15 protein-coding genes are annotated in these 14,775 nt (G+C 33.8%); 7 read left to right on the forward strand and 8 right to left on the reverse strand.

Annotated features, from left to right (window positions below):
• Window positions 1-34 precede the first annotated feature (34 nt).
• The 6 genes from ABEB18_RS06795 to ABEB18_RS06820 all read left to right on the forward strand — a co-directional run bounded on the left by ABEB18_RS06795 (window position 35) and on the right by ABEB18_RS06820 (window position 6,289).
• Window positions 35-1,090 carry a ThiF family adenylyltransferase gene (locus ABEB18_RS06795; protein ID WP_348798438.1) on the forward strand — a complete coding sequence of 352 codons (1,056 nt, stop codon included), beginning with the start codon at window positions 35-37 and terminating at the stop codon, window positions 1,088-1,090.
• A 62-nt stretch (window positions 1,091-1,152) separates the two neighbouring features.
• The gene (locus ABEB18_RS06800) at window positions 1,153-1,596 is read left to right on the forward strand and encodes a molybdenum cofactor biosynthesis protein MoaE (protein ID WP_348798439.1); all 444 of its coding nucleotides are present in this window, start codon (window positions 1,153-1,155) and stop codon (window positions 1,594-1,596) included.
• 121 nt (window positions 1,597-1,717) lie between these two features.
• Entirely contained in the window at window positions 1,718-2,632 is a 915-nt protein-coding gene (gene moaCB, locus ABEB18_RS06805) for a bifunctional molybdenum cofactor biosynthesis protein MoaC/MoaB (RefSeq protein WP_348798440.1), read from the forward strand.
• A 25-nt stretch (window positions 2,633-2,657) separates the two neighbouring features.
• A complete protein-coding gene (gene moaA / locus ABEB18_RS06810; RefSeq protein ID WP_348798442.1) occupies window positions 2,658-3,644 on the forward strand; it encodes a GTP 3',8-cyclase MoaA in 987 nt (328 codons plus the stop codon).
• 91 nt (window positions 3,645-3,735) lie between these two features.
• Window positions 3,736-4,752, forward strand: a complete 1,017-nt coding sequence (locus ABEB18_RS06815) for a 2-hydroxyacid dehydrogenase (protein ID WP_348798443.1) — start codon at window positions 3,736-3,738, stop codon at window positions 4,750-4,752.
• Window positions 4,753-4,762: 10 nt separating this feature from the next.
• Complete coding sequence (locus ABEB18_RS06820) at window positions 4,763-6,289, forward strand: glycosyltransferase family 39 protein (protein WP_348798445.1); 1,527 nt, start codon at window positions 4,763-4,765, stop codon at window positions 6,287-6,289.
• Window positions 6,290-6,358: 69 nt separating this feature from the next.
• Here the strand turns inward: ABEB18_RS06820 and nadB are convergent, their stop codons facing one another.
• Together nadB and nadA are read right to left on the reverse strand one after the other, a co-directional pair.
• Window positions 6,359-7,894: an L-aspartate oxidase gene (gene nadB, locus ABEB18_RS06825; protein WP_348798446.1), complete on the reverse strand. Its 1,536-nt coding sequence runs from the start codon at window positions 7,892-7,894 to the stop codon at window positions 6,359-6,361.
• 3 nt (window positions 7,895-7,897) lie between these two features.
• Window positions 7,898-8,824, reverse strand: a complete 927-nt coding sequence (nadA, locus tag ABEB18_RS06830) for a quinolinate synthase NadA (RefSeq protein ID WP_348798447.1) — start codon at window positions 8,822-8,824, stop codon at window positions 7,898-7,900.
• 245 nt (window positions 8,825-9,069) lie between these two features.
• Between nadA and ABEB18_RS06835 the strand changes: the two genes are divergently transcribed.
• Window positions 9,070-10,884, forward strand: coding sequence for a hypothetical protein (locus tag ABEB18_RS06835; protein ID WP_348798448.1), 1,815 nt, complete (start codon window positions 9,070-9,072; stop codon window positions 10,882-10,884).
• A gap of 75 nt (window positions 10,885-10,959) precedes the next feature.
• On the opposite strand, the gene ABEB18_RS06840 is transcribed toward ABEB18_RS06835, so the two are convergent.
• The 6 genes from ABEB18_RS06840 to nrdD form a co-directional block, all read right to left on the reverse strand.
• Window positions 10,960-11,688 (reverse strand): hypothetical protein, encoded by a 729-nt coding sequence (locus ABEB18_RS06840; RefSeq protein WP_348798449.1) that lies wholly within the window; start codon window positions 11,686-11,688, stop codon window positions 10,960-10,962.
• Between the two features lie 50 nt (window positions 11,689-11,738).
• Entirely contained in the window at window positions 11,739-12,173 is a 435-nt protein-coding gene (locus ABEB18_RS06845; RefSeq protein WP_348798450.1) for an RrF2 family transcriptional regulator, read from the reverse strand.
• A gap of 34 nt (window positions 12,174-12,207) precedes the next feature.
• Window positions 12,208-13,389 (reverse strand): hypothetical protein, encoded by a 1,182-nt coding sequence (locus ABEB18_RS06850; RefSeq protein WP_348798452.1) that lies wholly within the window; start codon window positions 13,387-13,389, stop codon window positions 12,208-12,210.
• A 78-nt stretch (window positions 13,390-13,467) separates the two neighbouring features.
• On the reverse strand, window positions 13,468-13,917 hold the full coding sequence (locus tag ABEB18_RS06855) for a CopD family protein (protein WP_438861437.1): 450 nt from the start codon (window positions 13,915-13,917) through the stop codon (window positions 13,468-13,470).
• An 18-nt stretch (window positions 13,918-13,935) separates the two neighbouring features.
• Entirely contained in the window at window positions 13,936-14,652 is a 717-nt protein-coding gene (locus tag ABEB18_RS06860; protein WP_348798453.1) for an anaerobic ribonucleoside-triphosphate reductase activating protein, read from the reverse strand.
• Entirely contained in the window at window positions 14,606-14,773 is a 168-nt protein-coding gene (gene nrdD / locus ABEB18_RS06865) for an anaerobic ribonucleoside-triphosphate reductase (protein WP_348798455.1), read from the reverse strand. Before nrdD ends, ABEB18_RS06860 begins: the two co-directional genes overlap by 47 nt.
• Between the last annotated feature and the right edge of the window lie 2 nt (window positions 14,774-14,775).

Raw genomic sequence — 14,775 nt, forward strand, 5'->3', positions numbered from 1 at the left:
CTTTAAACTTTAAGCCATTAAATATTTAAAACATATGAGATATTCCAGACAAATGATGCTTCCAGAAATTGGGAAATCCGGTCAGCAAAAAATACAAGATGCTCGTGTTTTGGTAATTGGTGCTGGAGGATTGGGATGTCCTGTTTTGCAAAATTTGGCAGGAGCTGGAGTTGGGACAATCGGTATTGTGGATGGTGATGTGGTAGAGGAAACCAATTTGCATCGACAAGTATTATATACCTTGCAAGATTGTGGTAAGAGTAAAGCTGAAATAGCTCAAAAAGCAATTCTAAAATTGAATCCAGAGCTAACGGTTGATGTCTTTGCTGATTTTTTTACTTCTCAAAATGCAATCGAAATTATTCAGGATTATCAAATAATAGTAGATTGTACCGATACTCTTGCTGTTCGTTATTTGATTAATGATGTGGCTGTGGTCAAAAAAATTCCTGTTGTCTATGCTTCTATTTATAAATTTGAAGGACAAGTTTCGGTTTTTAATTATAAAAATGGTCCAAGTTACCGTTGTTTGTTTCCAGAAAAAACAAATGTCAATACGGTTCAAAATTGTGTAGAATCTGGTGTTTTAGGAGTTTTGCCTAATACTTTGGGAACTTTGCAAGCAACCGAAGTTTTGAAAATAATTTTAGAAATAGGAACTGTCTTGTCTGGAAAATTATTGATTTATGATGCATTACACTTTCAAACGCAGATTATCGATTTTGTCAAAAATCCGAAAGAGATAGAGAAAGGATTTATTAAGGGAAGTCAACTTTTACATCAGAAAAAAACAATAGAAGATTTGAGTCCTGAAGCTTTTTTAGACAAATGCAACCAATTAGGAATTGTAGTAGTCGATGTTCGAGAATCTGATGAAAATGTTACTTTTAATAGAGAAAATGTGATTCAGATTCCGTTGAGCGAATTGGAAGCCTACAGTAAGAATTGGCATAAAAACCAAGAAATAGTTTTGTTTTGCCAAACAGGTCAGCGTAGTTTAGCAGCGATGAGATTTTTGAAAAAATCAGGATTTGTAGGTGTTTTTCATTTAGGAAGAGGAATTGAATCGTTGAAAAAACAATTTCAATAAAATAAAAAACTATCGGTGAAAATCCGTTTAATCCATGCCATCGGTGGCTAAAAAAAATTATAATGACAGATAAACCAAAAAAGAGTTCCTTTATTCAAGGGCAGATAACATCAGAGTTCATTGGGAATTCAATTGCTAAGCACCAAAGCAAAACAACTATTGGGGCACATAATATTTTTTTAGGCCAAGTTCGTGCCGATGTGATCGAAGGTAAAACTGTAAAGGCAATAGAATATACGGCTTACGAAGAAATGGCAGAACAAAGTTTTTATGAAATTAGAGAGGCTGCTTTTGCCAAATACGATTTGACATGTTTACATATTTACCACAGTTTGGGCACGGTACAAACAGGTGAGATTTGTTTGTTCATTTTTGTTTCGGCTCCAAGACGTAAAGTTGTCTATAAAGCTTTAGAATTTTTGGTAGAAGAAGTAAAAGAAAAAGTAGCCATTTTTGGGAAAGAACTTTTTGAAGACGAAAGTTATACTTGGAAAGTAAATAGTTAGACTGTTACGCAGAGTCACACAGAGAATTCACAGAGATAGGCAAAGAGAAATAAAATCTCTGCGCGACTTTGTGTAATCTTTGCGAATCTCTGCGAAATAGAAAATTAAATAAAACAAAATAATGGTAGATATAACTCATAAAATAATTACACAAAGAACAGCAACAGCTCAGGCAATCGTAAAAGTTGGTTCGCCAGCGACAATGCAAGCTATTGTAAACAAAACGGTTCCTAAAGGCGATGTACTGGAAGTGGCGCGAACTGCTGGTTTGTTTGCTGTAAAAAATACATCCAACTCTATTCCAGATTGTCATCCGATGCCGATAGAATATACTGGAATTGAATACCAGTTATTAGAAGATTCAATCGTGATTCAGATTACTGTAAAAGCGATTTACAGAACAGGTGTAGAGGTTGAGGCAATGCACGGAGCCTCTATTGTAGCTTTGACAATGTACGATATGCTAAAACCGATTGATAAACAAGTAGAGATTTCGACTATAAAATTATTGCATAAAAAAGGTGGAAAATCAGACTTTAGAACAAAAGAAAAACTCGATTTATCTGTTGCTGTAATGGTTTGTTCAGACAGTGTGGCGAGTGGTAAAAAAGAAGATAGAGCAGGTAAAGTCATTACCGATAAAATAAAAAAACTAGGTTTAAGTGTTTCGAGTTATACGGTAATTCCAGATGAGATTAATGATATTCAAGAGGCAATTACTACGTTTTGTGAGAAAAATAAGGATTTAGTTGTTATTACAGGAGGAACAGGATTGTCTAATCGAGATGTTACTCCAGAAGCGGTTATTCCTATGTTGGACAGACGCATTCCGGGAATCGAAGAGGCGATTCGTTCCTACGGGCAAGATCGAACACCTTATGCAATGTTATCTCGCTCGGTGGTGGGGTTTAAAGGAAATACCTTGATTATGGCTCTTCCAGGTTCGACGGCAGGAGCTAGCGAATCGATGGATGCCGTTTTTCCGTCTGTTTTGCATTTGTTTAAAATATTAAATGGGTTTAATCACGGAGCTTAAAAAATAAAACTATAATACGATTAGCATGCAAGATACTCACGGCAGAAAACACAATTATTTACGCATCTCAATTACAGAACATTGTAATTTGAGGTGTACATACTGTATGCCAGCAGAGGGTGTTGCCTTGACCCCGAGAGCACATTTGATGTCTGCTGATGAGATAGTAACAATTGCTGAAACTTTTGTCAAACTTGGGGTAACTAAAATAAGATTGACTGGAGGCGAACCTTTAGTCCGTAAAGATGCCAAAGACATTATGCAAAGGTTAGGAAAATTAGGTGTAGAATTGACTCTAACAACCAACGGAATCTTGGTTCATGATTTTATTGATACCTTCAAAGAAGCCGGAATTACAGCATTGAATGTGAGTATTGATAGTTTAGAAAAAGAAAAATTCAATCAAATCACGAGACGTAATTATTTTGAGAAAGTAATCGAAAATATCGATTTGCTGGAAAATAATGGTTTCAAAGTAAAACTGAACATTGTGTTGATAAAAGGGTTTAACGATAATGAAATTGTTGATTTTATTGAGTTGACCAAGGAACGAAATGTTCAAATACGGTTTATAGAATTTATGCCTTTTGATGATAATCGATGGAATAAGGATAAGTTGGTTTCGTATTCTGAAATTCTTACAAAGGTGAATGCTTTTTACACTGACAAAAAAGTAAATCGATTACAGGATAGTCCAAACGATACTTCCAAAAATCATAAAATAAAGGACTATCAAGGAAGTTTTGCTGTAATTAGTTCGGTTACAAACCCTTTTTGTAGTACCTGTAACCGAATTCGATTGACTGCTGATGGAAAACTCAAAAATTGCTTGTTCTCTAATACCGAAACCTCATTGTTAGATACACTTAGAGCGGGTGAGCCTATAGAACCACTCATTTTTCAGAACATAAAATCCAAATTTGCTATGCGAGGTGGTATGGATGATGATACTAAATTTCAAAACCCCGAATTGTTTTCTCAAAATCGAAGTATGATTATGATTGGGGGGTGATTTTTAGGGTATTAGTGGCAAATCTTCATTTGTTTTTAGTAGCTTTGTTATTCATGAGAATAGTTTTTAAAAAAAAATAGTATAAAAGCTTATGAATACAAATCTTACCCAACACAAAATTTCCTTTTTTTCTGCACAACCTTACGATAAAAATTTCTTTAATAAATACAATGAGTTTGGTTTTCAATTAGATTATTTCGAAACCCAACTCAATCCACAAACCGTAAGTTTAATTCAAGATTCTGCGATTGTTTGTGTCTTTGTTAATGATGTTGTAAATGAGTCTGTCATTGAACAGTTGGCCAATAAAAATGTAAAAATTATTGCATTGCGTTGTGCTGGTTTTAATAATGTCGATTTAGAAGCAGCCCGAAAACACAATATTAAAGTTTGTCGTGTTCCTGCCTATTCGCCTGAAGCAGTTGCAGAGCATGCGATGGCTATGATTTTGACATTAAATAGGAAAACCAATAAAGCTTACAATCGAGTTCGAGAACAAAATTTTTCATTAAATGGATTATTAGGATTCGATTTGCACGGTAAAACAATAGGTATTATTGGGACTGGAAATATCGGTAAGACCTTTTCTAAAATAGCTTTGGGATTTGGATGCAGAGTTTTGGCTTATGATATTGTAGCCAATTCTGATATGGAAAAAGATGGTGTCGAATTTGTTGACTTAAATACCGTATTCAAAGAGAGTGATGTTATTTCCTTGCATTGCCCTTTGAATAATGCAACAAAGCATATCATCAATAAAAATTCTATTGCTTTGATGAAAAATACAGTTATGATTATTAATACCAGTCGTGGTGGGTTGATTAACACTTCGGATATAATTTTAGCTCTCAAAAAAGAGGCAGTTGGTTATCTTGGAATTGATGTTTACGAACAGGAAGAAAAACTGTTTTTCCGAGATTTGTCTGACGATATCATTCAAGACGACGCTATTCAAAGGTTGATGAGTTTTCCAAACGTTTTGGTGACAGCGCATCAGGCCTTTTTTACCAATGAAGCATTAACTCAAATTGCATTGGTGACCTATAATAATATTGAATCTTTATTGGTAAAAAATGATATAGAGAATAAATCGGCTTTGTTGGTATAATACAAATTAGATGACAAAACAAACAGCACTTTTACTAGGCTTTATTCTACTCAAATTTGTGTTGCAATATTCATTGATAAGTCCTGATTATGACTTGCAGCGTGATGAGTTTTTGCACTTAGATCAAGCGCATCATTTGGCTTGGGGGTATTTATCGGTTCCGCCCTTGACATCTTGGATTTCGCTTTTAATTTATGGTTTAGGGAATTCTGTTTTTTGGGTAAAATTTTTTCCTGCTTTGTTTGGAGCCTTGACGATTGTTGTAGTTTGGAAAACAATTAAGGAATTAAAAGGAAGCTTATTGGCTTTGATTTTGGGAGCCACTAGTATTTTGTTTTCATGTCTTTTGCGATTGAATACTCTGTTTCAGCCCAATTCTTTGGATGTTTTGTGTTGGACAACCTTTTATTTTATTCTAATCAAATATATCAATACCGAAAAAATAAAATGGCTTTTAATTGGCGCATTTGTATTTGCCTACGGATTTCTCAACAAATACAATATTGTCTTTTTATTAATCGGATTGGTTCCAGCTGTTTTATTGACCCAACAGCGTAAAATATTTATCGAACCAAAATTTCATGTCGCATTTGTTTTTGGTTTACTGCTAATTGCGCCCAATGTGTTATGGCAACTTGATAATGATTTTCCAGTCATTCATCATTTAAAAGAATTGGCAGATACTCAATTGGTGCATGTTGACAGGGTAGGTTTTTTGAAATCGCAGTTGCTTTTTTTTATTGGTTCAATTTTGGTGATTGTTAGTGGTTGGATCGCTTTGATGATTTATAAACCGTTTGAGAATTACAAATTCTTTTTTTGGTCACTCATTTTTACATTGTTCGTTTTTATTTATTTAAGAGCCAAAGATTATTATGCCATTGGTTTGTATCCAATATATATTGCTTTTGGATCAGTTTTTTTAGCCGAAAAATTAAAAGAAGGTAAGAAGAGATATCTTCTCCTAATTTTGATAGGAATTCCAATACTGTCATTTATCCCGCTATATAAAGTTGCATTTCCAAATCAAAGTCCAAAATATATTGTAGCCCATAGTAAGTTTTATGAAGACTTAGGGTTGCTTAGATGGGAAGATGGAAAAAATCATGCTTTGCCACAGGATTTTGCCGATATGTTGGGGTGGAAAGAATTGGCAATCAAAGTTGATTCTGTTTGTGCCACGATGCCAGATTTAGAACACACTTTAATTCTTTGTGATAATTATGGGCAAGCTGGGGCGATAAATTATTATAGTAGAAATAAAAAAGTAAATGCTAATTCTTTTAATGCTGATTATATCGACTGGATTGTGTTGGATAAGAAGATAAAGGATGTCATTTTGGTAAAAGAAGAAGGGGATCGGGACAAAGAACGTAAAATAGAAAAACCTTTTTTTGATACCATTTATTTGGCAAGCAAAAGAATCAATGTTTATGCTTTGGAGCGAGAAATTTCGATTTATGTATTAAAAGGGGCTAAAATAGACATTAACAAAAGAATAAAAGCTGAAATAGAAAAGAAGAAAAATTATAAGTGACTCTATTTGTATTGAATAAAAAAGATCTAATTGAATTTTAAATAATTAGATCTTTTTTTATGGAAAGAATTAAATGTCTTTTGAAGAATATTTCACAAAACCACCACAATTACCGTTACGTTCAATAGAATGTTGTACGATAAGGGTTCCAATGTTAATCATGTTGTTTAGTTCGTATAAATCTTTACAAACAATATGGTTTTGAATTGCGTCATTGATTTCTTTTTGCAGTTTTTGGAGCGTTTCTTGGGTGGGTACTAAATCCGAATCAAAACGGACAATTCCTGCATTTTGGCGCATTAACAATTGTAATTTTGCTTTGGTTTGGACAATGTATTCTGGAGCTATTTTAGTTTTGCCCTGTTTTGTCCAGCTTTGAATAGGATTTGCTTGTTTTGAAGATACAAATGAATTTTCGGCTAGATAATGATAAATTTTGTCTGAATAAACCAAAGCCTCTAATAAAGAGTTTGATGCTAATCTATTAGCTCCATGTAAACCTGTTCTAGAACATTCGCCACAGGCAAATAAATTTTCGATAGATGTTTTACCGTCACGATCTACCACAATTCCGCCACACAAATAATGTTGAGCTGGCACTACTGGAATCCAATCTTTTTCAATATCAATTCCCAAATTTTTGCAATGATTGTAAATCATTGGGAAATGTTTTTTAAAACCTATGATATCAAGATGTGTACAATCAAGATAAACACATTCATCTCCTGATTTTTTGAGTTCCAAATCGATACTTTGCGAAACAATATCTCTAGAAGCCAAATCGCCTCTTGAATCATATTTCTGCATGAATAAATCTCCTTTTTTGGTTCTCAATCGAGCGCCAAAACCACGAACAGCTTCGGAGATTAAAAATTTAGAACCGCTACTGTTGTCAAACAAGGCTGTTGGGTGAAATTGAATGAACTCCATATCTTGTATGGCAGCCTGGGCTCGGTAAGCCATCGCAATACCATCTCCTGTTGCAATAATTGGATTGGTAGTATGACCGTACAAATGTCCGATTCCGCCAGTGGCTAGTAAGGTATAATCGGATTGATAGGTCAGTATTTCGTTTGTTTTTTCGTCAAGCACATAAGTGCCAATACAACGATTGTCTTGTGTTATTAATTCTAATGCAAAATGATGATCCAGAACACTAATGTTCTCTTTTTGCATTACTTGTTCCAAAATAGCACGTTGAATTTCATAACCAGTTTGGTCTTTGTGATGCACTACTCTGTTTTCAGAATGTCCTCCTTCTTTGCCTAAATCAAAAGTGCCTTTGGCATTTTTATCAAATTGAGCTCCCCATTCAACTAATTCATTTAATCGTTTAGGACCTTCGGTTACCACCATTTTTACGACATCTTCATCGCATAAACCGTCACCACAGATTAAAGTGTCTTGAATGTGCTTTTGATATGAGTCTTCGGTTTTGTCGGTAACAATTGCAATTCCGCCTTGAGCATATTTAGTGTTTGACTCGTCAGCTGTAGCTTTTGTTACTATGGTAATGTTTCTTTCGGGAAAACGGTTGGCCATTTTGAGTGCAAAAGTTAAACCTGCAACTCCAGAACCTATAATTAAATAATTGGTTGTACTCATTGATTATGATAATTCGAGCATGCGTTCGATAGGGATTAATGCTTTTTCTCTAATGTCATCAGGGACATTTACTTCTGGAGTTTCATTCAATAAGCAATCATATACTTTTTGCAATGTATTCATTTTCATATATCCGCATTCGCTACAAGCACAAGTGTTATCCTCATTTGAAGGTGCTGGGATTAAAATTTTATCCGGAACTTCTTGTTTCATTTTGTGTAGAATACCTGCTTCGGTAGCTACAATAAATTTATTACTTGGATTGTTTTTTACATAACTAATCATTCCTGCGGTAGAACCGATGTAGTTAGCTGTTTTTAGAATATGTGTCTCAGATTCGGGATGTGCTATGATTTGAGCATCAGGATTTTGATTGTACAAAGACACTAATTTATCCAATGAAAATGCTTCATGAACCACACATGATCCGTCCCAAAGCAGCATTTGTCTGCCAGTTTGTTCCATTACATATTTACCTAAATTCTTATCTGGAGCAAAAATAATTGGTTTGTCTTTTGGGATAGACTCAACAATTTTTACGGCATTAGATGAGGTAACTACAATATCAGTCAAAGCTTTAACTTCGGCAGAACAGTTTACATAGGTAATAACAATATGATCTGGGTGTGCATCTGTAAATTTCTTAAAATCTTCTGGAGGACATGAATCAGCAAGTGAACAACCCGCTTTTAAATCTGGTAATATTACTTTTTTAGTTGGGTTTAATATTTTGGCAGTTTCAGCCATAAAATGTACTCCAGCAAAAAGAATAATATCGGCATCAACTTTTGCTGCTTCTTGAGATAATCCCAAACTGTCTCCCACATAATCAGCTACATCTTGTATATCGGATTCTTGATAATAATGCGCTAAGATTACCGCATTTTTTTCTTTCTTCAATTCCAATATACGCTCTTTAAGACTTTTCATTTGTATTATAACTTTAATGGTGTTTTTATGATTGAATAGTAATTCAATGCAAATATAGGGTAAAACTTTGAAGCTACATCTTTAGAAAAGCTTTCTAAAAGGTTCAAAAAAAATGTTTTTGTTAAAAAAAATGCAGTTGGAGTTTTTGCAATCTCCAAATGTATTAGGATCTGTTTGATTGGAGTATGACATTTATCAGGTTTTAAGCAAATTTCTATAATGATATTTGTGCAAAATTTATATTTATGACGACTAAAAAAAACCAACATACTTTTCATATACCAGTAATGGGTCTGGGTTATACGATTGATAGTCCAATACGTGTAGCTCAGTATGGTATATCTTCTGTAGTTTCTATTATAGATGATGATTTGATGGAAAAAATGAATGCTTTTTACAGCAAAAAATTTAAAATCCCATATCAGGAAATTAGCGAAAAAATTCATGATTTTAGAGCCAAACGCGTTACTTCCTATCTAAATTTGATGGATACCATAGTCAAAGAAAAATTCGAAAATTTTAAAATAGAATTGTCCGAAAGCAAGCAGACATTAGAAAACTACATTGCAATGTTACCCAATAAATCGGAAATTAGACAAGGACTTCAAAATCTTATAGACGAAGGAATAGCTGTAAAAGAAACGGTCAAAAAGTATGTTGAAGAACATCTTACACTGGGAGAAATTGATGTAAACATTATGACCAAAGTAGATAAGGATAATTTTGTAAAAAACGAACAATTGCCTGTTGAGTTCAACGATGCTCATGCATCATTGCGTGGTTTTGCCAATAGTAAATTGACATCGTCTGTGGTGCTTTCAGCAGGAATGAATCCTAGATTGTACGCTTACTTTGAGAACTTTCCAGTGTTTTATCCCGATGCAAACGGTAAGTTGCAAAAGAAAATTATTTTGAAAGTAAGTGATTTTCGTTCGGCTATGATTCAAGGGAATTTCTTAGCCAAAAAAGGACTTTGGGTTTCTGAGTACCGCATCGAATCAGGGTTAAATTGTGGTGGACATGCTTTTGCTACCGATGGTTATTTATTAGGGCCAATATTAGAAGAATTCAAACAAAAGAAAGATCAGTTGATCCAATCTGCTCATGATTTGATGGTAAAGGCATTAGAGCTAAAAGGGGTCGCAATTCCTCATCAACCGTTAGAATTAAAAATTACGGTGCAGGGAGGTGTTGGTACTGCTGAGGAGCATAACTTTTTATTAGAACATTATCAAGTAGATTCTGTAGGTTGGGGGTCGCCATTTTTATTGGTTCCTGAGGCCACTTCGGTTGATCCGGAAACTAGAGCGCTACTAGAAAAAGCTAAAGAAGATGATTTTTATTTGAGTGACCTTTCGCCTCTAGGAATTCCTTTTAACGCTGTAAAAGGTACAACAAATGACTTTTACAAAAACAAACGTATTCAAGAAGATAAAGCAGGAAGCTCCTGTCCTAAAAAATATTTAGCTTTGAGCAAAGAATATGGTCCTAAAGGAATGTGTCCAGCGTCAAAAAAATATCAGGATTTAAAACTAGAAGAGTTGGATGCCGTAAAGGATTCTTTGTCTGCTGATGTTTATACAAAACGAAAAGAGGCGATAACCGTAAAAGCTTGTCTTTGTGTAGGTTTGGCAAATGCTTCGTATCTTGAGAATAATATTAAAATAAAAGGTCAGGCACAAGGAGTTGTGATTTGTCCAGGACCAAATTTGGCTTATTTTGATAAAGAAGTTTCGCTTTTAGAAATGGTGAGACATATTTATGGAAATACTTCTGTACTTGGAAATATTGATCGCCCAAATGTTGTTATCAATGAGTTGAAAATGTATATGGATTACTTAAAAAAGGAAATAGATTCTTTTTCGGAACAAATTACCTTGGCTCAAGCCAAAAAGCTGAATACATTTAAGCGTAATTTATATGATGGGATTGAGTATTATCAGTCTTTGTTTGCTACTCATAATTGGTTCGAAAAAGGAAAACAAACCTTAGAAATACAATTGAATAAATATAAAAATGAACTTCAGTCCATAGGTATTCCTGAGGTTGCAACGGTTTAAATAGCAAACGATTTGATAAAATAAATATAGAGAATTAGTAGTGAGGCCCAGCATTTAGGTTGGGTCTTTTTTTATTTAATCTTTAAATAACGTTTCTCCTTTTATCAGCCAGGCAAAACCAAAAGATTCTATAGCGATAGTTTCGGCCCAAAAAGTTATGGGGTAGGTTTCAAAATAAATTTCGGGTATTATTTCTAATAATCCAGCAAGTGGAATTAGCAAAGAAAAGATTATTAGCAATGCGCAGGTCCTGTAAATTCTATTCCGAATTGTTTTTTGTTTTCCTCTTGCTCTTGCTGATTTGTCAGATTTTGTAAATATAAAAAATGACATATAGGCCAAACACATAAAAAAGAGTCCTGCCATTGCATAATGAAAATACATTCTGAAATCACTTTCGGGTAAAATAGTGACAGCATATTTTTTGGCCACATCACCACATTGATTTGTAATGTTGTTGGTAGGAAATAATAAGACCAAAAGTGCAAATATCCCTGCGAAAAAAGAAACATAAAAATCGACAATATCTTTGCCTTTATAAACAATCAAAAAAAAGGCTTGTAGGCTGAGTATTATTACAAATATACTGCTAACACGAGTATAGTAATAATGGCTAATGGATTCTAAAGGATATTGAAAACCATTATCCAAATACAAAAATGTATATAACAATAAGGGTAAGGCCATTCCTAATACTCCAATCATTTTGCGGAGTGTTAAACTATTAGTGAGCCAAATGGAGTTGTCTTCTTTATAGTCAATCTTCAAAAGTGTTTTCAAAGCAGGAGTTTTGTTTTGGCTCATAATAGTTAGGAATTACATTTTTTATTTGAAAAATTTAACTAAACTATTTTTTAATATCTCAAAAAAGTGTCTCCTTTTTTTATTCCTTGAGCCAGTTCCTCGAGGTTGGTTGTTTCAAGCATATGAGCTAGTTCATTCCGAATGGCTTTGAATTTGTCGTGCATGGGGCAAGGATGTTCTTCGGAACAATGCGATAAACCTAAACCACAACCTGTAAATACACTATCGCCTTCTAGTGCTGTAACAATTTGTGATAGTTTGATGTCTTTCATGCTTTCTTTTGGGATATCAAAACCGCCTCCAACTCCTTTTATAGATTTGATAATGTTGTTTCTTGACAAAATCTGTAGAATTTTGGCTGTAAAAGCTTCGGGCGAATCAATTTTTTTGGCAATATCTTTCAGTCCAACTCTTTTGTTTTGATAGGATTCTGATGCTATAAAAATTGTTGCTCTAATGCCGTATTCACAGGTTTTTGAAAACATAATTAACTTTTTTTACAAATTTAGAAAATAAGTTCTATACTCGATTTAAATTCTGTTGTTTGAATTTTTTTCCATTGATAATAAATTCACCCAAAACAATACCCAAAAGCCCTAAAGGGAGCGGAATGCTAACGATAAATACATTCAAATAATAATCCGGAAGCGTTTCTTGATTGATTAACAAATAAGTCCCTTGCAAAAATAATAGTATTTCGGTAGCCGCATAGCCTAATAAAAAGAATCCAATTCCCCATTTTACAACAGTATTTTCTGCTGAGATAAAATTGTTTTGCAAAACCAATCCAAACAAAAATCCCGTTATAATCCCGAGCATTGTTAAGTGGATATACCCTACAACAAAATTCCTGATTTGATGTGAAATATGTGCCATTTCGGGAATTAAAACTACCAATTGAATGACGATTTTTAGCCCCAAAGAAAAAAGGGTAAATAGATATACTGTTCTTTCTATCTTGGATAAGGAGCTATAAAATCTTGAAAATTGGGGTTGCAATTGTTTTACGAAAAGAATCGCAGCCAGTAACTGAATAACAACTCCAACTGCGTTTATCCAGTAAAAAATAGCATGCGAAAGATACCAACTTACAGGCAATGCGAGTGTCATTATGGTAGCAATGACAAGCAAATTAAAACTCAAACGGAATGTATGTTCTTCAATTTTTAATTGATATTGTTTGAAAAATAATGCCAATACAGCAAATAAAAACCAACCATTAAATTGAAAATGAAGAAAAAATTGAATCGCTATTTGATAAAATGCACTTGCTTTTCCTAACATTCCAACTGCGGGGCCTAAACACCAAACTCCAAAGGTCGAAATCACCATAAAGAACAATGCTGCTCGAAGCATTTTTTGTTCTGCCACAGTGTTGGTTTTGGCTTTTTTCCAAATTAGGAATACAAAATAATAGCTGCAAAAAATATGTAAGGTTGAAAAAAATATCGAGATAAAAGCATAACCCTGAACCGGAAAATCGACCATCATTCCGATAACGGCGATTTGGGTAATCCAAAATAAGCGATTAAAAACGGGCTTTTCTTGTTCTTTTTTCGGAATATAAAAATGAATAATCAAACAATACAATATCAAGTACACCCAGCCCAACATGGCTACATGCGAATGTCCGTGCATCAAGAACTGAAAATTGATTCCTTCTACAGGCCAAACGTAAACAAAACGTAACAGTAACCCCATAAGGGATGCAACGAAAAAGTTGAAAAAGCAAGTTAGAATCCATGATTTTTGCATAACGGTAGGCAGTTGCAATTGTGTTTAAAAACCTCCAAAACGAATAAAAGACCCAAAAATAAGCATCAAAATTCCGATTGTTGTTACGGATATAATGTGAAAAGCCATTTCGGGTAATTTGGCTGCATTTTTTCTAAGTTCTGGCAAAACTCTAAATTGTGCGCTTAATGCAAATGCAACAGTGGTTAATAGCAATGCCAGTTTAGACGAAACCACTTTTTCGATTGGAGTTTCAAATTGAAACCAATATTCTATAGAAACTCCATATTGATAAGCCATCAAAATTCCTGTAATGACTAGTAATACTAATGAAGTCATTCCGATAGGCTCATATTTTTTTTCGAAATTCAAAATGATGCTTGGATTTTTTTCCTTTAATGCTTTTGGCAAATACCCCAATGCAATTAAGATATGTCCACCAACCCAAATGGCAGCACTTAAAAGATGAATGATTAGTAAAAAATGATGGTTCATAATTTATAGTGTATTGAATTATCCTCTAAAAATTACTTTTATTTTTGGAGTTGATAAAGATTCGTTCTCTAATTCCTGTACCGAATAGCCTAACGGTTCTATGGTTGAACTCCCATTTACAAAATGCTGAATGTAATAATTCCCGCTGTATCCTTTTTTTTCTAAATAGTCGATCATCATACAAATGTCCTCTTTTTTTAATAAATCGGAATGAACAGTTGTTCGAACTTCAAACGGCAATTGGCTTTGAATTAATAAATGTAATGACTTTTCGAAAGGAATAAAAAGTTTAGACTGTGTTATTTTTTCAAAATGAATAGGCATCGCTTTAAAATCTAATGCCACATAATCGATTTGTTTTTGATCGAGAAGTTCTTTTAGGATTTGAGGTTGGGAACCATTGGTGTCTATTTTGACTAAAAATCCCATTTTTTTGATTTCTTCAATAAATGAAATATTTTTTTTGTGCAATAAGCATTCACCCCCGCTAAAAACAACTGCGTCTAATAATTGTTTTCTTTTTTTTAAAAATTCGGTCGCCTTTGCAAATGAAATTTTTCCTTTACCAAAAACAATTTCGGGATTATAACAATACAAACACCGCATATTACAGCCTGCAAACCAAACAATGCAAGCTGATTTATGCGGATAGTCTAACAAAGTAAAAGGTGTTATGCTATAAATGGGTTTAGCAACATTTTCTTTCGGTAAAATGTGTTCGTTGTTTGTGTTCACCTTTTTTGCCTATGTTAAAACTTTCTACTGGTCTGTGGTAGCCCATTACTCTTGTGTACACCAAACATTTGGTACGCAATTCTTGGTTTTCTTCTAAAATTTGATTGGTTGATGGTTTCATTT

Origin of the sequence: Flavobacterium adhaerens (assembly GCF_040045115.1) — a bacterium.
Lineage (GTDB): Bacteria > Bacteroidota > Bacteroidia > Flavobacteriales > Flavobacteriaceae > Flavobacterium > Flavobacterium adhaerens.